This window comes from Paenibacillus sp. LS-5, from assembly GCF_056121505.1.
The window spans coordinates 379,541-397,275 of sequence record NZ_JBWAVA010000004.1; the positions used below are offsets into that span (position 1 = coordinate 379,541).

The 17,735-nt window shown below is 51.6% G+C and carries 13 protein-coding genes and 1 riboswitch; all 13 genes read right to left on the bottom strand.

Annotated elements, in window-relative coordinates; genetic code table 11:
- Position 1: 1 nt before the first annotated feature.
- The 13 genes from AC0MA3_RS09275 to AC0MA3_RS09335 all read right to left on the bottom strand — a co-directional run bounded on the left by AC0MA3_RS09275 (position 2) and on the right by AC0MA3_RS09335 (position 17,589).
- Positions 2-2,068, bottom strand: coding sequence for a BglG family transcription antiterminator (locus AC0MA3_RS09275; protein WP_474655948.1), 2,067 nt, complete (start codon positions 2,066-2,068; stop codon positions 2-4).
- A 164-nt stretch (positions 2,069-2,232) separates the two neighbouring features.
- Entirely contained in the window at positions 2,233-3,690 is a 1,458-nt protein-coding gene (locus AC0MA3_RS09280) for a PTS mannitol transporter subunit IIBC (protein WP_474655949.1), read from the bottom strand.
- Positions 3,691-3,951: 261 nt separating this feature from the next.
- Positions 3,952-5,295, bottom strand: a complete 1,344-nt coding sequence (locus AC0MA3_RS09285; RefSeq protein WP_474655950.1) for a GH1 family beta-glucosidase — start codon at positions 5,293-5,295, stop codon at positions 3,952-3,954.
- 261 nt (positions 5,296-5,556) lie between these two features.
- The gene (locus tag AC0MA3_RS09290) at positions 5,557-6,423 is read right to left on the bottom strand and encodes an aldo/keto reductase (RefSeq protein ID WP_474655951.1); all 867 of its coding nucleotides are present in this window, start codon (positions 6,421-6,423) and stop codon (positions 5,557-5,559) included.
- 115 nt (positions 6,424-6,538) lie between these two features.
- A complete protein-coding gene (locus AC0MA3_RS09295; RefSeq protein ID WP_379160045.1) occupies positions 6,539-6,853 on the bottom strand; it encodes a DMT family transporter in 315 nt (104 codons plus the stop codon).
- Position 6,854: 1 nt separating this feature from the next.
- Positions 6,855-7,199 (bottom strand): DMT family transporter, encoded by a 345-nt coding sequence (locus tag AC0MA3_RS09300; protein WP_474655952.1) that lies wholly within the window; start codon positions 7,197-7,199, stop codon positions 6,855-6,857.
- Positions 7,200-7,358: 159 nt separating this feature from the next.
- Positions 7,359-7,464: riboswitch (guanidine-I (ykkC/yxkD leader) on the bottom strand.
- Positions 7,465-7,508: 44 nt separating this feature from the next.
- Positions 7,509-9,515 carry a beta-galactosidase gene (locus AC0MA3_RS09305; RefSeq protein ID WP_474655953.1) on the bottom strand — a complete coding sequence of 669 codons (2,007 nt, stop codon included), beginning with the start codon at positions 9,513-9,515 and terminating at the stop codon, positions 7,509-7,511.
- A gap of 287 nt (positions 9,516-9,802) precedes the next feature.
- Positions 9,803-10,630 (bottom strand): carbohydrate ABC transporter permease, encoded by an 828-nt coding sequence (locus AC0MA3_RS09310; RefSeq protein WP_379160036.1) that lies wholly within the window; start codon positions 10,628-10,630, stop codon positions 9,803-9,805.
- Positions 10,627-11,511, bottom strand: coding sequence for a carbohydrate ABC transporter permease (locus AC0MA3_RS09315; RefSeq protein WP_379160033.1), 885 nt, complete (start codon positions 11,509-11,511; stop codon positions 10,627-10,629). Before AC0MA3_RS09315 ends, AC0MA3_RS09310 begins: the two co-directional genes overlap by 4 nt.
- A gap of 99 nt (positions 11,512-11,610) precedes the next feature.
- Positions 11,611-12,915, bottom strand: coding sequence for an ABC transporter substrate-binding protein (locus AC0MA3_RS09320; protein ID WP_474655954.1), 1,305 nt, complete (start codon positions 12,913-12,915; stop codon positions 11,611-11,613).
- 79 nt (positions 12,916-12,994) lie between these two features.
- Positions 12,995-14,080 carry a response regulator transcription factor gene (locus AC0MA3_RS09325; RefSeq protein WP_474655955.1) on the bottom strand — a complete coding sequence of 362 codons (1,086 nt, stop codon included), beginning with the start codon at positions 14,078-14,080 and terminating at the stop codon, positions 12,995-12,997.
- Between the two features lie 242 nt (positions 14,081-14,322).
- Positions 14,323-16,080, bottom strand: a complete 1,758-nt coding sequence (locus tag AC0MA3_RS09330) for a sensor histidine kinase (protein WP_474655956.1) — start codon at positions 16,078-16,080, stop codon at positions 14,323-14,325.
- A gap of 153 nt (positions 16,081-16,233) precedes the next feature.
- Complete coding sequence (locus AC0MA3_RS09335; protein ID WP_474655995.1) at positions 16,234-17,589, bottom strand: glycoside hydrolase family 30 protein; 1,356 nt, start codon at positions 17,587-17,589, stop codon at positions 16,234-16,236.
- Positions 17,590-17,735: the final 146 nt, after the last annotated feature.

Genomic DNA, 17,735 nt, shown 5'->3' on the forward strand with positions numbered 1-17,735 from the left:
TTCACATTTTATTTTCGAAAAAATGAAGCAGCTCTGACGATAAATATCGTCTGATCTCAGGCTCCGTCCGTTCCTCCAGCAGTTTGACCAGCTCTGAATTCAGCAGCAGGGCGCTGATCTCGCTGAGTACCTCCAAACTTTCCTTGGACAGCCTGCGCGGGGCAAGCATAAGCAGAATGACACGAACCTCGGTTCCGCCCTCCAAAATCACGGGCTGTCGCAGCCGGTACAGCGTCAAAGAAGACATAATGACATGGCTGCTGCGGGTGTGAAACAGGGCAAGGCCTGTATCCGGGATTACCTGGCTGGCCATCCGCTCCCGCTCCAGCAGCCGCTCCAGCAGAATGTCGGCATCACCGACTACACCACTGCCACTCAGCAGACTAAGCATACCGGCCAGCGTCCCGGGTAAAGAGAGGCCGCTGTTGTCGAGCGGATGGAAGCGGAAGCGGTCGAGCAGGCTGACCATTTCATCCAATGTCCCTTTGTAGCTCTTTAACCGGCTTAGAGCGGCCTCATCCCGGCTGGCCTTACCGGATTCCCCCGGTGTGGCTGTATCCTGCTCTTTGAATGTTATATTTTGAATATAATTCAGCAGTTTCTCTATCTCTTCCGCTGTAAGCAGAGGGCTGATTTTGATATAGCGTTCCTTGTCGATCGGCAGATCAATCGTTGAAATAATCAGGTCATAGTCCACATCCGGCAGACGGGCAGCTTCATACCAGGAGATGTTGCCGAGCACCTCGATCTGCGGCATTTCTTTGGCCAGCCTGGTGGCCAGCAGCCGGGAAGAGCTGAGTCCGCTGGCACAGACCAGAATGGCCCGGACATTGCGCCTGAGCTGGTTCAGCCTCTCCATGGATGCGCCAAAATGCATCACCAGAAAACCAATCTCTTCGTCGGGAATCGTAAGCTCCAGCTGCATATCCTGGGCCGCCGCCCGGACAACCGCGAATAAATATTCATAATCCTTGCGGATGGGTCCAAGCAGCGGATTCCGGATACGTGTGCCCTCGCGGATACGCTTCAGCGCCGGGTCCATGTGCTCAAGCAATCCTTCGCGAAGCGAACGGTCCCTCTGAAAAGGCAGCCCAGTACGCTTGGCCACGCTCTCTGTAAGTCTGTATATAATCTCCATCAGCTCAATATCACCGTAAGCAAATCCGCTTGAGGAGAAAGAGTCCTGTACCCGGTCAAACAATCCGGCAAAATAGAGAATTTCGGCCCGGGGGAACTCCTGTCCCAGCGCTGTCTCCAGCCGGTTCACGAACTGCTCGGCTCCGGTAATGTTACGGTGATCGGAGATCCGGGAGTGCCCGGCTTCTTCGCCGCTAACCATTCCCCGGCCGATTTCGATCCGCCTGGTGCTCACGGCCAGCCCCAGCAGCATCTCCATGTAGACAATTTCGGGGAGCTCCGCAGTCCATGTCCATTCCATGTCCCACAACAGACTCTCCACGCTCATCAGATTGGATTTGCCGACTGTCGTGAGCAGAAGGCGGAAGACCGGGTTGCTCTCGGTATGCGGAGTATGGCCCACCAGATCGGACAGATCCAGATGCTCGGCAGCCAGCCGGCAGATGGCCCGGCGTATGTCAGCCTCAAGCCCTGTAATCTCTACTCCATACCCTCTCCTTCGGACCAGCTCCAGCCCGAATTTGCGGACCCACGGCTCCAGTTCATCCAGATCATAGCTTATTGTAGCTACTGTAACCTTAAGCGAATGGGCCAGTGTGAACAGCTTTACCGGCTCTTCAGCCTCCAGCAGCGAACAGAGCTCATAGATTTTGCGGTCCTCCCCGGAATACTCGGCAGGCTTTTCTTCCCGCAAAAACAGGCGCAGCTCCGCAAGAGCCGGTTCAGGGCCGCTTAAAGCGATGCCTTTTCCTGATTTCCGGATCAGATCGAGCCCAAACTCCCCCAGCAGCTGCTCTATATCCTCCATCTCCCGGTGAACGGTTCTCACGCTCACTCCGGTAGACTCAGCAATTTCAGCGGCGGTGATCTCTTCGTTAACACCCAAGAGGATCCATAAGATCTGGCGCTGCCTCGCGGTTATTTTCTTCATAGCCTGTGTACCCTCGCCTTAACTGGAGACAAACGCTGGCTTGTGAAGGCCAGCGTCTCCTAATTTAGCTTTATGCAGATTGGACCTTCATCACGGATCAGCTTGCCTGATGCTTTTACCTAAGTGGTAATTCAGCTAATATTATAGTTGTACACACCGTATTCTTACTTTAAACGTTCCACCAGCTCGTCATATTTCGGGCTCTTCAGGAAGTTGTCAATCGAGATATGCTCTGCCTTCGGATTGCTGGCAATCGCCCGGTCAGTCAGTGTCTTCTGAGTAACCACAATGTCAGCATCGGCAGGAATTTCACTCACCGCAGCGTTCACAACTGTAATGTTAACCCCTGCATTCTGCAGCTTCTTCCGCAGTACGGAAGCACCCATGGCACTCGAACCCATACCGGCATCACAAGCAAAGACGATTTTGTGCACATCCGCTTTGTTTCGCACATTGGCTGTTACATTAGGAGTGATTACATTTGCTGTAGTTGCAGCAGTTGCTGCTGCAGTACCGGCAGCTTTCATGTCACGCATTTTTGTAGCCGCTTCTTCCAGATCTGCTTCTTCCTCGTTGTTTTTGCTGCTGGTTTTAAGCAGAACCGAAGCGATGAGGAAGGAAACTACTGTCGCAACAACAACACCTGCGAACATAGGTCCGAAACCACCCTTAGGAGTTAGGGTAATGTAAGCGAAAATACTGCCCGGAGATGGTGAAGCGGTAAGTCCTGCGCCCAGAAACTGGAAGGTGAAGGTACCGCTCACGCCGCCGCCGATAACTGCCAGAATCAGGCGGGGATTCATCAGGATATACGGGAAGTAAATTTCATGAATACCGCCAAGGAAGTGGATGATAATCGCACCCGGAGCGGATGATTTGGCCGAACCTTTACCCACCAGCCAGTAAGCAAGCAGGATACCCAGACCTGGACCAGGGTTCGATTCAAGCATGAACAGGATAGATTTCCCGATCCGCGCCGATTCTTCAGCAGCGATTGGACTCAGTATTCCGTGGTTGATCGCATTATTCAGGAACAATACTTTTGCCGGCTCAATAATGATGTTAACCAGCGGCAGCAGATTGTGATTGACGAGAACCTCAACACCATTGGACAAAATATTGGTCAGTCCCTGAACCAGCGGCCCGATTCCTTTGTAAGCACCCAGCGTCAAGGCGCCTCCGATAATCCCGAGCGAGAAGTTGTTGACAAGCATTTCGAAGCCTGCTTTGATTTTACCGTCAACCGCACGGTCGAACGCTCTCAGTATCCACCCTGCCAATGGACCGACGATCATCGCTCCAAGGAACATTGGAATATCAGACCCTACGATAACCCCCATGGTCGCAATCGCACCAATTACACCGCCGCGCTTGCCACCTACCATCTGTCCACCCGTAAACCCTATCAGCAGCGGCAGCAGGAACTTGATCATCGGATCAACCAGCGTAGCCAGATCTTTATTCGGGAACCAGCCCGTCGGAATGAATAATGCCGTAATTAACCCCCATGCGATAAAAGCGCCGATGTTCGGCATAACCATACCGCTGAGCATGCGGCCGAATTGTTGAACCTTCACCCTTACACCACCGGACGAAGTTTGTGTTGTTGCCGTTGTGGCCATTTGAAATGCCCCCTTATGTTATTGAATAGGACGCCCTTACTAGATACATCTGAAAGGTAATCCCTTATGACCACATCGTAAATCAAAGCGCTTTCTTTGTCATTAAATTGAAAACACGGTTTCGTCATGAACATTGTTGACATCATTTAAGAGCTCCTGCCAAAGGGCTATTTACAGGCATTTTCCTGCTGCGAAGGGCCTACTTATGTAAAAACGGAAGCCTGCATGTATCCGCAAGACCTCCGTTGTTTCATTCCATATTCAGATGTAAACCCCGTTATGGGCAATCGTATCCTGGTACCAGTAAAAGCTGTCCTTTTTCGTTCTTGCCAGTGTGCTGTAATCCACATGAATCAGACCGAACCGCATGGTATAGCCATATGCCCATTCAAAATTGTCCATTAGCGACCAGGAATAATAGCCTTTGACCGGAATGCCCGAAGCGATGCAGCGCTCCAGCTGAATCAGATGCTTATGAATAAAATTAATCCGCTTCTGATCCGCCACCACACCGTCTGCCGGCTCGTCATTATAGCATGCACCATTCTCTGTAATATAAATCGGAATATCTCCGTACAATTCATGAATGCGGCTGAGAACGGTGTAAAATCCTTGCGGATAAATCGGCCAGCCGATATCCGTGTGCTCATACCCCATATCCAATGTGGCAATCTGCATCAGCCCCCCTTCAGAGTCGTACCGGGCAACACTTCCGTTATAATAGTTGATGCCCAGGATATCGATAGGCTCGCTAATCAGCTCCATGTCGCCTTCGGCAATGTGCAGCTGTGCCCCTGCTTTTGCAAACCATTCTACCAGGAAGGAAGGGTATTCTCCCTTGAACACGGGGTCCATGAACCATTCCAGAAACCAGCCGGTCTGCCGCCGGCAGGCATCTATATCCTCCTGACGGGTGCTGTAGGGTTCCATCCAGGTTACATTAGGCGCATAACCGATTCTGCCGTCATAACCCAGCTCCCGGAATTTCCTCACAGCCCTCCCGTGGGCGACAAGTAGATGATGGGCCACGTCGAGAGAGGTCTGCAGGTCTTTATTCCCGGGAGCGTGCTCTCCGTAATAGTGGGAGAGAAAAGACGCACACCAAGGCTCATTTATCGTGTACCACTGTTTGATTTTGCCATGGAAAGCCCGGAATACTGTCTCGCAATATCCGGCAAAAGCATCTATGGTGCTGCGGTTGCTCCACCCTCCCTGATCCTCCAGGGCCTGCGGCAGATCCCAGTGATACAGAGTACATACCGGCTCAATACCGTTCTCTAGCAGCGTATCAATGAAATCCCCGTAATATTCCAGACCCTTGGAATTGACTTCCCCCGTCCCTTGCGGAAAAATACGCGGCCAGGCGATCGAGAACCGGTATGCCTTGATACCCAGCTCCTTCATGAGTGCGATATCTTCCCGGTAACGGTGGTAACTGTCGCAAGCCGTATCCCCGTTGTCCCCGTTAACCACCTTGCCGGGAATTCGGGAAAAGGTATCCCAGATGGACAACCCCCGCCCATCCTCCTGATAGGCCCCCTCGATCTGATAGGCGGCAGTAGCAGCCCCCCAGGCAAAATCCGCCGGAAATTGAATCTTAGTCATGTATTGAGTACCCTCCTGTTATTCTTGTTAGCATGTAAGAAAAAGTTTTGTCATTACTTGTAAAACTTATATCAATGCTATTTATAATTTATTTTATTATAAATTGAAGGTGGATTTTTGAATACACTTTTGTTTTGTTAGTATAAATTTACTTATTATAGCAAACATAATTTCGCGAATGAGTAATACCAGTTCCGGCCGCGTCCCTGGACGGACATAAAAAAAGGCCGTCCCGCAACCGGGGCAGCCCTTCCACTCTGCTCAAATCATATCCAGCGGCACTTTCCAGGCCGGCTGCGGAAATGCATCGTCGAGCTGCCAGTACTCCTCATCGCTCAGACGGATCTTTGCGGCTGCAGCATTTTCGGTTACATGCTCACGGGTTGAAGCTTTGGGAATGGCGATCACATCGCCTCCATGGATGCTCCAGGCCAGCATGATCTGCAGCGGTGTCGCTCCATGATTCTGCGCGATCTCCCGCACGGTCGCATTGTCGGCCAACCCTTTGCGCAGCTTACCTGCCTGGGCCAGTGGAGAATAGGCCATTACAGGAATCTTATGGGTGCGCTGCCAAGGCACCAGCTCATGCTCAATACCTCTAGAGCCTAGATGATAGAGCACCTGATTGACAGCGCAGTGCTCCCCGCCGGGAATGCGCACCAGCTTTTTCATATCCTTCGTGTCCAGGTTGGAGACGCCCCAGCGGGCGATTTTACCGGAGGCTACCAGCTGCTCCATCCCCTCTACCGTCTCCTCAAGCGGAACCTCCCCCTTCCAGTGCAGAAGATACAGATCCAGATGATCTGTTCCCAGTCGGTTCAGACTCTGTTCACAGCTGCGGGTAATCCGGTTCAGGCCGGCATGATGCGGATACACCTTGGAGACCAAAAATACCTGGTCACGGATTCCCCGGATTGCCTCTCCTACCAGTTCTTCTGAGCGGCCATCCCCATACATTTCTGCCGTATCAATCAGGTTCATGCCAAGCTCCACTCCCAGCCTCAGAGCGGCAATCTCCTCGTCACGCGTTGCATTATTCTCGCCTATATTCCAGGTTCCCTGGCCCATCTTCGTCAGTGCGGTTCCGTCTTTAAGTGTAGCGGTGCCGGATATATCACTCTTCATCATGAAAGTCTCCCTTAAATGTTTGTTGGCTTACGTTAATATACATAGTATATATACTTACCATGTTGTACCCGTCGAAACACAGCAAAGGTGTCCATTTCATTACTTTCAGCAGTAATCAGCCTGTTAACTTGAGGCCGACGGCTGCTCCTAGAATCATTACAATACAAATAATCCGCCGTAATCCGCGCCCCTCCCCATATAGCAGCATCCCCAGCACCGCTCCCCCGGAAGCGCCAATTCCTGTCCATACCGCATAGGCCGTACCCATTGGAATGGTGTCCATCGCCTGAGACAACAGTAGCAGACTCCCGCCAAAACCCAGCAGAAACAGGCACAATGTCGGTAAGTCGCGGTTCCGGTGCAGCCTGCCCAGCATAGCCACCCCGAGCATCTCGCAGCAGCCTGCTGCAATAAGCATGATCCAAGCCATGTTACAACACCTCCTTCGAATGGGAATCTCCGGTAACAAGCTTCAGGCCAATAACCCCCGCCAACAGCACCAGAATTAGCACCAGCTTGAGCAGCTTGACCGGTTCCCCGAACCAGATCATATCCGCAAGAACCGTTCCCGCCGTTCCAAGTCCGACAAATACAGCGTATACCGTTCCTGCAGGCAGCTTGCTGCTTACCACAATCAGAGTATAGAAGCTGACCAGAAGCGCCAGTCCCGTAACCACCCACTCCCAGGGAGCGGAAGCATGCTTCAATCCGATGACCCATACCACCTCCAGGCAGGCCGCACCTGCAATACTCAACCACGCCTTATTGCTTTTCATAAAGGATTCTCCTCCTGTAAGCGGAAACGGCTTTGACGTCCTTTTGAGGACGGTATCCGTTTCAGCGAGAAATATAAGGATAATTTATAGTGTAAAACATATAAATTTTTATATTTTAAAATAAAATAAGCCCGGAAGGCCATCATCCAATTGGACGATACCTCCCGGGCTTTTATCCCTCCGTGTTGACACCGAGCATAGCTCGGCGCGTTTTCCCTCGGACCAGCCAGCCTTGAACCGCTGCGGAACCCTAGAAAACTAAAAGTATTATTTTATTACATCGTATGTTAGCAAAGTCCAGAGGAGAAATCAAATATTCTGAGCCTGCAGAATCAGAACACCCCAAGGAGCAAGCTTCAGTTCCTCATTTGAAGCAACTTCCCGGCCCGACAACAGCTCTTCTGCAGAGCCATGTGGATATACGAAAGACTGCGGCGTGTCAGAATAATTTAAGTAGTACCGCACCGTCTGGTTCAGTGGATTGATGCCTGTCTTGACGATCAGAGGAAAAGCCAGCTCCTGGTCAGCCCCCCATAATCCAGCCTCCTGCACAGCGGTCTTCAGTATGCTGTGCGTCATCTCTTTGCTTGTCATGCAGCCGATATATGTCGCACTTCCCTGTCCGTATCGGTTCCGGGTAACTGCGGCATATTCGCCGTAGTGGGGATGATCGTACCGCAGCAGCACCTCCGCCGTCGTCGGAGTAATCAGTTCCATCCATGTGTCCACATGGTTATCTTCAGCGCCGACCGCCATGTTCTCACTCTTCAGCCGTACCTCGTGCGGTGTAACGAACATACTGTAGCTGATGCCACACGCCTCGCTAATGATCCCCGGCTGAACAGTTGTCCGCACCTGGGTGACTTCGTCCGCGAACCCGCTTTTGAAGGAGTACACAACATGACCGCCGCCGCGGACGTATTCATTCAGATGCTCAAGCGCCTCGTCCGGAACAGCATACAAGGCCGGAACGATAATCAGACTATACTCGGACAACCCGGGATAACCCGGCTGAATGAAGTCGCATTCAATATTCATCCGGTACAGCCCGTCATACAGCCAGCGCACCACATCATTGTAATTCTTGCCGTCCGGCAGCTTGAACCACTCCATCGCTGTCAGGGCTTCGTTACTTACCATAACTGCAACCTTGTTCTGCTTATTCAGACCGTACAGCGACCCGCTCAAACGTGCAAAATCCCTGCCAATCGTGATCGCTTCGTTATAGACCGGGTTCGGCTTGAAATCATGGCTGAGCAGCCCTTTCCAATACGTCTCGAACGAATTATGAATGGAATGCCAATGCCAGTAGGCGACCATATTCGCCCCCGATGCCAGATGACTGAAGGCCTGCAGCCGCAGTTGGCCCGGATAAGGTGTCCAGTGGGGAAAAGCCTGCGCCTGTGTCTCCAGCACCAGGTAGTTGCTGCGCTTCAGCGAACGGGTCATATCACCCCCGAAGGCGATTTCCGTTCCGGTCAGCTCATGCTGTGAGGGATGATAAATATCCACACCGGCAATATCGAAGGCTTCTGCAGCGGCAAAGTGGTCTACCGAAGGCTGAACGCCATAGGAATAACCCCGCCATTCAAAATCAAAATTCTGTGTAACAAACTGTCCCGGCTGCTTATACTCGTTCACCAGCGCCACCTGCCAAGCGAGAAACTTCGTCACCAGTCCGCGCTGGAAGCGGGCGAATTCCGCCCCCAGGCTGCCGTTAATGGTGCCCACTACCGAGGGGAAGTCCTCCCAGCTGTTAATCCGGTTGCTCCAGTAATCCAGCCCGAAGCGCCGGTTGATCTCCTCCAGTGTTCCGAAGCGCTCCCGCATATATTTGACGAACAGAAGCTGCACATTGTCTCCGGCCGTATCATAGTGCTTGGTCTCATTGTCTGTCTGGTAGCCGATCACTGCCGGATGCTTGCAGACACGGCTGATCAGCTTGCGGATGATCCGCTCCGCATGGAACAGATAGGTGGGATTCGTTATGTCCATAATCTGCCGCGCGCCGTACTTTCCAGGGCCTCTTGGAGTTACCGCAAGGACATCCGGATGTTCCTTGACCAGCCAGGTGGGAACAGCATACGTTGGGGTTCCGACGATCACAGCAATCCCTGCGGCATGCATCGCATCCAGTACCCTGTCGACAGAGGTGAAGTCGAACACCCCGTTCTGAGGCTCATGCGTACTCCAGGTGGATTCAGCAATACGGACCGTATTGATGCCCGCCTCCTTCATCATGGCGATATCCTCGTCCAGCCGCTCGTAAGGCATATATTCGTCGTAATAGGCTACGCCGTAGCGAAGTATAGTCATCGTTGCTGTTACCTCCATTGTGGAATCACTTCTCATTGTTTTGTTTTTGTTTTTGTCCTTGTCCTTCCCACACCATATATAAGTTGAACTTTATAGACATAAATAGGGTAGAAGTACGGAGGGGACGTTTGGAACTGTAGGAGCGTAGCGTCCGCCTTTGTCTTCTAATTTCATCCGCTAAAGCGGTATAAATCAAGAAATTTGAAGACAACAGCGGCCGAAAGTCCAAACAGTCCCCGCAGTGCGACCATATCCAATTTTGCACTCTGAAGTTCACCTTATAAAACTCAACCCTTAATTGCGCCCTCAGCAATCCCCTGCATAATGAACTTCTGGAAGAAGCCGTAGATCACAATGACCGGAAGTGCGGTCAGCACCAGCGCGGCCAGAATGAGCGACCACTCCTTGTTGTATTCCCCGAACAAAGTATTCGTCGAGAGGATCAGTGTGTATTTGTTGGAATCCGTAAGCATCAGCAGTGGCAGCAGGAAGTCATTCCAGATCCACAGGAAGTCCAGAATCGCGATAGTCACCGTAATCGGCAGCAGCAGCGGAAAGATAATCCGGAAGAAGGTCTGGAATTCCCCGCAACCGTCCATCCGGGCCGCTTCCTCCAGCTCCCGGGGAATGGACTTCACAAACCCATGATACAGGAATATCGCCATATTGACCCCCAGGCCAATATAGATGAGGGCCAACCCGTAGGTGCTGCCGCTGACATGAAGGGTTTTGGCCATACGGGTCAGCGGAATCATGATCGAATGAAACGGCACCAGCATCGAAGCTATGAATAAGGAGAAGATGGCTGCGCTCAGTCTTCCCGAGGTCCGGGACAGCTTGTAGCCGGCCAGGGCCGCACAGAAGATAATGCCTCCGATGCCGATCACGGACACAATCACCGAGTTCAGTGTGCTGTGCAGCAGGTTGATTTTATCAAAGGCCTGGCTGTAATTCTCGAAATGCAGCTTGGTAGGCAGCGCCAGGAAGGAGGAGAACATCTCACCCTGTGTTTTTACGGAATTGATAATGGCCAGGTAGATCGGGAAGAAGGAAATGACCGCTCCGATCGATAGAAACAGTGTAATGAGCAGGGAAGCCCCTTTTCTGAGTCTCATGCTTCCACCTCTTTTCGTTTCATGACACCAATCTGGATGAAGGTGAAGATCAGGATGATCGCAAACAGAATAACCGATTTGGCGCTGGCATAACCGTAACGGAAGTTGTTGGAGAACGCCTCTTCATAAATGTTCATCGTGATTACCTGCGTACTGCGTCCGGGACCACCACCGGTGAGTCCGTAGACCGCCTCGAACACCTTGAACGCCCCGTTCAACGTCAGGAAGAAGCAGATCGTAACAGCATGCGTAATCATTGGCAGTGTCACCTTGCGGAACGTCTGGAACGGGCTGGCCCCATCAATAACGGCAGCTTCCTTGAGGCTTTGCGGCACACCCTGCAGGGCGGCCAGATATATAATCATCATATAGCCGACACCGTTCCACAGCGATACGATTATGATCGAATAAAAGGAGACCTTGGGATCGCCGATCCACAGCTGGTCCAGGAAGGACATGGCCGTTTTTTCGGCAATTTGCGGCAGCACCTGGGAGAACACAAAGGTCCACATGAAGGCACTGATAATCGTACTGATCATATTTGGCATGAAGAAAATGGTGCGGAAAAAGCCTTTGGTTCTGGTCTTTGTCTCAATGAACACCGCTAGCACAAGTGCGAATACATTTTGCAGAACGATCATGAAGAGAACGTATTTCAGTGTAAACATTAGAGAATGTACGAAATCGGGATCTTCCCGGAGCGCTTCAATAAAATTCCCAAGTCCGATAAAAGAGTAATTGCGGTTCAGACCGTTCCAGTCAGTGAAGCTGTAATACATTCCGCCAATCGTGGGAATCAGCAGAAACAATGAGTAAATAATAAATGCGGGCGCGACGAAAGCAAGCAGCGAAACAATATGTTTATAGCTCTTGACCGGCACAGTATCCGCCCCTCTCCTTCTATGATGTGGGCAGCAGCAAACAGGGATGGAGGATAACAGGGTTCCCTCGCTCTTCCATCCCTGATCGTCTGCCGCAGCTTATTTATTGACTTTGTTGTAGGATTTCCATGCTTTATCGAGTGCCTTCAGTACATCATCTTGCGACATTTGTCCGGCGTAGTATGCCTGCAGCCCCTTGCCTACCTCATCCTTGACCGATTGCGGAATAGCCGGGTCTTGTACAGACTTGCCTGCTTTGACATAGGAAGTTGCTTCAGTAATCCAAGGATAGCTCTCATACGTGTGAACCGTGGATACCGGATTGAACTTCATAGCCTGGAAAAGTTCGTTGGATGCCTTATCATCCAGCACATAGTTCAGGAAGTCGAGTGCAACTTCTTTGTTCTTGCTGGTCGGCGACAGCGCCAGCGACGTTGAGGCGCTGAGGTTGATCAGTGTCGCATCCGCATTATCGTTGATCGGCAGCGGTGCTACCCCAAAGTCCAGATCCGGATTGGATTTGAGAATCGTCTCCGCATACCATGGACCCATCAGCCACATTGCTCCCTTGCCTGCTGCGAAAGCCGCTGCACCATCATCGCCGCCAACCTCGGTGGCTTTGGCTGTGCCATTCTCATTGATCAGATCGAATACATCAAAGATTGCCGATTTCATCTCGCTGAAGGAGCCTTCGTCCTTGTTCATTTTGTTCACAAATTCAGGATCTTCAGTCTTCATCATTCCGCCTACAGCCAGCGGCAGCACCAGCTGCGGAATCCAGGACTCCTTGTACGAAAGTACGAATGGAGTAATTTTCTGGGCCTTCAGCTTCTCAATGACTGCCTTCATCTCTGTCAGCGTCGTTGGCGGAGTCAGTCCCTGCTCACTGAAGATTTTTTTATTGTACAGGTAGCCCCAAGACAAGGTTTCCAGAGGCAAGGCCACAACCTTGCCGTCTGTAGTCGTAACTGAAGGCTTCACGCTGTCGAGCAATTTGCCGACAAAAGGCTGGCTTGTCAGGTCCTCCAAATATCCGGCTTTATAGTAGGAAGGGATTTCGTTGACAGCATGTATGGCGAAAATATCCGGCGCATCATTCGAAGCGAGCCGTGTTTTGAGAATCTGGGAAGCGTTGTCCGCCGTAGGCATTTCCAGTTGCACGGAGACGTCGATGTTCTTGTCTGCTTTCTCTTTCTTTACAAACTCGGCGATGTAGTTGTCATACTGCTCTTTGAAGCGCGGCTGGGCGATGAACATCTTCAGTGTGACGCTTTTGCCAACACTGCCAGTGCCTGTTGTATCTCCGGATGCAGTGCCTGCATTACCGCTGTTGTTATTGCCGCAGCCTGCAAGCAGTGTAGCGGCGAGGATCGTGCAGAGTAACCCTTTGCTCGTCTTTGTCATGCTGTAAGACCTCCCAATGTCTGTGTTTTGTTTACGCTTTCATTGTATCCTGTTTATGAAAGCGTTTAATTGGACGGAATTACCCTTCCGGATTGGACATTTTTAAACCGGCTTTCTGCTTGCGCATTTCTCCCGGAGCCACGCCATAATGTTTCTTGAATACCCTGTAGAAATACCCAACATCTTCATACCCCGCAAGCTCCGCTACGGTCTTGATTGGAATACTCTCATCGGCCAGCCATTCCCTGGCTTTGTCCATCCGCAGCCCGAGTATGTAATCCGTTACGTTGCAGCCATATTCCAGCTTGAACACCTTGCTCAAATACTCCTTGCTGACAAAAAAAGCCCTGGCTAGCCCTTCCAGCGTCACCGCCTCGGCAAAATGCCCGTCGATATACTGTCTCACCTCTTCGAGGTTCAGCTTGTTTTTGAACTTGCGCTGACCGATCAGCTGCTCGAGGCTTGTCTCATAGATCTCCTTCAGATAGGCGGTCAAACTCCCTGCCGAAGTCATTGCCGCATGCGGGATTTCTGCTTTCAGATCATCCTCTGCAAGCCCGTTACCCCGCATGAGCTCCTTCAGGAGCAACAGCATTTCACTGCCGGCCTGGCGGAGCGCTCCGGGCACTTCGGTTCCGCCAAGCTCCAATTCTTTTTGGGCTCCATCCAGAACTGAATTTACACCTTCAGCATTCAATTCATTGAAATGCACCCGCATGAGCTGCTTGCAGGAAGCAAGCCATATGGACACATCGATGTTCAGCGCATAGGCACTTTGTCCTTGCGAAGCTGCCTCCAGCTCTTTCCGGCATTTGCCCAGCACAGCATTCAGCTCCTTCGGATCAATGGGCTTCAGCAAATAATCCACCGCCCCGTACCGGATGGCATTCTGCGCATATTTGAAATCATCGTAGCCGCTGACCACAATCATCTTGACCTCAGGAAAACGTTCATGCACTGCGTTCATCAGCATAACACCGTCCGCACCGGGCATACGCATGTCAGTAATGACAATCTGCGGGGACAGCTCTCCTATCAGGCGAAGTGCCTCCCGTCCGTCTTCCGCCTCACCGGCAATTTCCATTTCTAATTCTGCCCAGGAGCCAAACGTCCGCACAATGTCACGGTTCCAGCTCTCATCATCCACCAGCAGCACTTTATACATTGTCGGCTCATTCCTTTCTGTAATAAATCGAGCATGGAAAATCATAATTCCGGGTTCGGCCGTGGCTCCAGAGAATGTTTGGACTTCCGGCCGCTGTTGTCCGCAGATTTCTTATTTTATACCTCTGATTACGGTTGAAATCCGCAGACAAAGGCGGTCGCTATCGCTCCTACAGTTCCAAACTTCTCCTCCGCCACTTCTGCCCGTATTTTTGAAAATTCAAAATTCAATTTATATTTGTTTTATAGGGGAATTCTTACGGTCACCGTAGTCCCCTCTCCTTCCCGGCTCTCCACTTGAATGCCGTAGCTGTCGCCAAAATGCATTTGAATCCGTGAAGCGACATTGCGCAGTCCAATCCGCTCTCCGTGCGTCCATAAATCCCCGCTGCGCCGGGTAAGCCGGCCCTGAAGTTCTGTAAGCCGGTTCGGCTCCATGCCTACACCATTGTCACGGATCATAATGACCGTATCCTGTCCGGAACAGACCACCTTGACCTCAAGCTCCCAGAGACCCTCCTGCTGCTCCAGGCCATGAAAAAAAGCATTCTCCACAATCGGCTGGAGACTCAGCTTCGGAATAAAGCTCCCAAGTGCTTCTTCATCCACTTCTAGACGGTAACTCAACCGGGCGGCGAAACGCTGCTGCTGAATCTGCATGTAGTTGTTCAGATGAGTCAGCTCCGCCCGCAGCGGTGCCAGATCCTCCGGCTCGCGGATGATATAGCGGAACATATCGCTCAGCGATCTAATCACTTCATAGCTTTCTGCGGGGCTGTTCTTGAACAGCATGCTGCCGATCATCTGCAGGGTGTTCTGCAGAAAGTGCGGGTTGATCTGCGCCTGAAGTGCTTTGAGCTCGGCGCTTTTTTTCTCCAGACTGATCATATACTCCGTACGGATATGCTCCCGGATGCGGTGCGACATCTGATCCAGCTTCGTCTCCAGCAGGCCGATCTCATCCACACGGTTGCTGTGCCGCATCTCCCGTTCCTTCATCATGCCAAAGCCTTGAATTGAGCGGGCCAGACTGACAATCGGTGTAGCCAGCCGCCAGGCCAGAATGACTGCGAGCAGAATGGCCACGACAACAGATACGGCACCGATAATCAGTCCAAAGTTCATCGTCGCCAGCGCACTCTGGTTAATGAAGCTGTTCGGAATCACAGTAACCAGCTTCAGACCCACCGGATCAATGGTGTTGTAGAACACATACTCATCGTCACTGCGAAAATACCCCTGGCTCTCACCCGTTCCAGCGACCCGTTCCAGCGTTGCCGCTGCCGGAGCATTGCCCCAGGGCTGGTAGAGGACCTTACCATCCGTTCCGGCAATAAAAACGGTATGGTCATTCCCGCGCCCCAGCAGATTCAGCGTCTGATCAAGCACTCCCCAGCGGATCTGCAGGGAAATTCCGCCCAGCTTCTCCTGGTTCTCAAAACGGTTAATGCTGCGGACCAGTTGAAACTTGGCCCTATCTGTACTGTCCGTAGTGATCATGAAATCCTTGTTCTGATCGAACAGCAGCTTATAAGGTAACGGAACCGTAGCCGGGGATTCAATGTCACTCTGGGAGGCATTGATCGTGTACAGCTTGTTGTAATCCTTCAAATACAGCTCTACGCCTACCACATGATTGCCCGCAGAGTAGAACAGATTGGTCAAAGTATCGGTAATATTCCGCTGCGCAGTGAACTGGCTGGACAGGCTGGCTTCCTCCGCATTCGCAAGATAATCGCTCAAATGCGGACTGATCAGCACCGTATAGATCAGATTGTTCAACTGGGCGAACTGGTCGCCCAGATAGATTCCGGTCCATTTCATATTGGAGAGATTCGTGCTGATCACTTCAGCCTCCATGGAGCGGCGGCTGTTCTCTGCAGCCAGACCGGTAATGGCTACGATGGGCACCACGGCCAGCAGAATCATCGTCAGAATAAGCTTGTTGCGTATACTCCGCCGGAAGGGCTCCGACAGCTTCATCATCCATTTGGCAAACATAACGCGCTCCAGCCCCCTTGCCTCACTTGCAGTAGTTTATCCCTGGAATGGAATAATATAAATGTATACGAATATGCCTTTCTTGTAGCAAAAAACTAACGCCCCGTAAGCTCCGGGCGTTAGTCTTGTGAATATAACTATACTGTGATCCAATTAACCTATCACAAAGGTATGAAAGGATTCTGCTTCCAGCTTGAAGGAATACAGCGATGACCCGCTTTGCAGATGCAGCATCCGCGCCTCCATATAGGGATTTGCGATAACAATGGTTACCCTGCCCTCCGGTGTGCGGAATGCGGCAGCATGTCCGCTCCACGGTCCCTTCAGCCCAATTCTTACCGAACCCGGCGCTGCAAAGCGGGAGAAATGCTTCATCACATAGTACTCTGGATTATGGGTGGCCTGTCTTGAAGCAGGATCAATGGTCAGCATGGAATTCTGCTCCCAGCCCCAGGTGCTGCGCCCTTTCGGAGCAAGTGCCATATTCCAGTAGATGTAGGCATTTACACCGTTCATAAAATAGTGCTGGTACAGGCCAAATATATATTTGGCATAAAACCAGGTGTTCTCGCCGTCGCCGCATTCATTTTCCGTCTGCATGTATCTCAGCTCTGGGTAGCTCTGCACCGTACGCTGGATCGCATGCTTACCTGCCCACTGATAACCCACGCCTTTAACGTATTTGTAAGCCTCCGGATCACCAAGCACGACACCCGCATACGCGTCATAATCGCTGGACTTCTTCTTCAGCCATTCATCCCATGGTTCCGGGGCATTGATCGTACCGAGCCATATTTCCGTATCCAGTCCATGCTTCTCGAAGGCTGGGCCCAGATAATCACGGATAAAAACTTTGAGCTGCTCGCCGGTCCAGACACAGGACGGGAACTTCTGGTCGGCAACCACTTCATTCTGCACATGCACCTGATGTATGGTAATTCCCTCTTCCCGGTAGGCTTCCACGAACTTCACGAAATAGAGGGCATAAGCAGCAAGAATCTCCGGCTCCCAGCGGAGTGTACCATAATTGTAGGCCTTGGGAAATTTCATCCAGGTTGGCGGACTCCAGGGAGAAGCAAATAACTTCAGCTCCGGGTTCAGCGCCAGGGCTTCCTTGATATAGGGAATGAGCAGCTTTCTGTCCCGTTCAATCGAGAAATGCTCCATGGCATAGTCGCCATCCGTTTCGTTCAGGCTATACCAATCGAGCGCATAATCGCTGGCTCCGATAGGCAGACGGCAGATACTGAAACGCTGCCCGCCTTCGGGATGGAACAGGTCGTACATCACCCTGGCCCGCTCTTCCTCCGGCAGATGGCTAAGCGCGTCGTAGCCGAGTTCGTTGAAGCAGCCACCGAAGCCTTCCAGGGTCTGGTAGATGTCTTCCGTAATGGTCAGGTTGGCCGGAGCAGTATGCTCCGGTCTAGTAATTTCAGTCGCGGATACCCCATGTTCGGTCCAAGGCGCATCTTCTGTACTGGAGTACCATTTAAGCTGTATATTCGTCATCATCTATACCTCCATTTGAACATAGAAATTCATCTGACAGTCCTGCCCCACAATAATGTTTGCGCTTTCATTATAACTCTTCTATTGTACGGATGAATTGGACAATCTGGTGATCCGGGATTGGACTATTTTAATCCGCTTAGGAG

What these genes read in the sequence shown, in the direction of transcription:
- AC0MA3_RS09275 (WP_474655948.1), bottom strand. Translation starts at nt 2,068, where the DNA reads ATGAAGAAAATAACCGCGAGGCAGCGCCAGATCTTATGGATCCTCTTG.
- AC0MA3_RS09280 (WP_474655949.1), bottom strand. Translation starts at nt 3,690, where the DNA reads ATGGCCACAACGGCAACAACACAAACTTCGTCCGGTGGTGTAAGGGTG.
- AC0MA3_RS09285 (WP_474655950.1), bottom strand. Translation starts at nt 5,295, where the DNA reads ATGACTAAGATTCAATTTCCGGCGGATTTTGCCTGGGGGGCTGCTACT.
- AC0MA3_RS09290 (WP_474655951.1), bottom strand. Translation starts at nt 6,423, where the DNA reads ATGATGAAGAGTGATATATCCGGCACCGCTACACTTAAAGACGGAACC.
- AC0MA3_RS09295 (WP_379160045.1), bottom strand. Translation starts at nt 6,853, where the DNA reads ATGGCTTGGATCATGCTTATTGCAGCAGGCTGCTGCGAGATGCTCGGG.
- AC0MA3_RS09300 (WP_474655952.1), bottom strand. Translation starts at nt 7,199, where the DNA reads ATGAAAAGCAATAAGGCGTGGTTGAGTATTGCAGGTGCGGCCTGCCTG.
- AC0MA3_RS09305 (WP_474655953.1), bottom strand. Translation starts at nt 9,515, where the DNA reads ATGACTATACTTCGCTACGGCGTAGCCTATTACGACGAATATATGCCT.
- AC0MA3_RS09310 (WP_379160036.1), bottom strand. Translation starts at nt 10,630, where the DNA reads ATGAGACTCAGAAAAGGGGCTTCCCTGCTCATTACACTGTTTCTATCG.
- AC0MA3_RS09320 (WP_474655954.1), bottom strand. Translation starts at nt 12,915, where the DNA reads ATGACAAAGACGAGCAAAGGGTTACTCTGCACGATCCTCGCCGCTACA.
- AC0MA3_RS09325 (WP_474655955.1), bottom strand. Translation starts at nt 14,080, where the DNA reads ATGTATAAAGTGCTGCTGGTGGATGATGAGAGCTGGAACCGTGACATT.
- AC0MA3_RS09330 (WP_474655956.1), bottom strand. Translation starts at nt 16,080, where the DNA reads ATGTTTGCCAAATGGATGATGAAGCTGTCGGAGCCCTTCCGGCGGAGT.
- AC0MA3_RS09335 (WP_474655995.1), bottom strand. Translation starts at nt 17,589, where the DNA reads ATGACGAATATACAGCTTAAATGGTACTCCAGTACAGAAGATGCGCCT.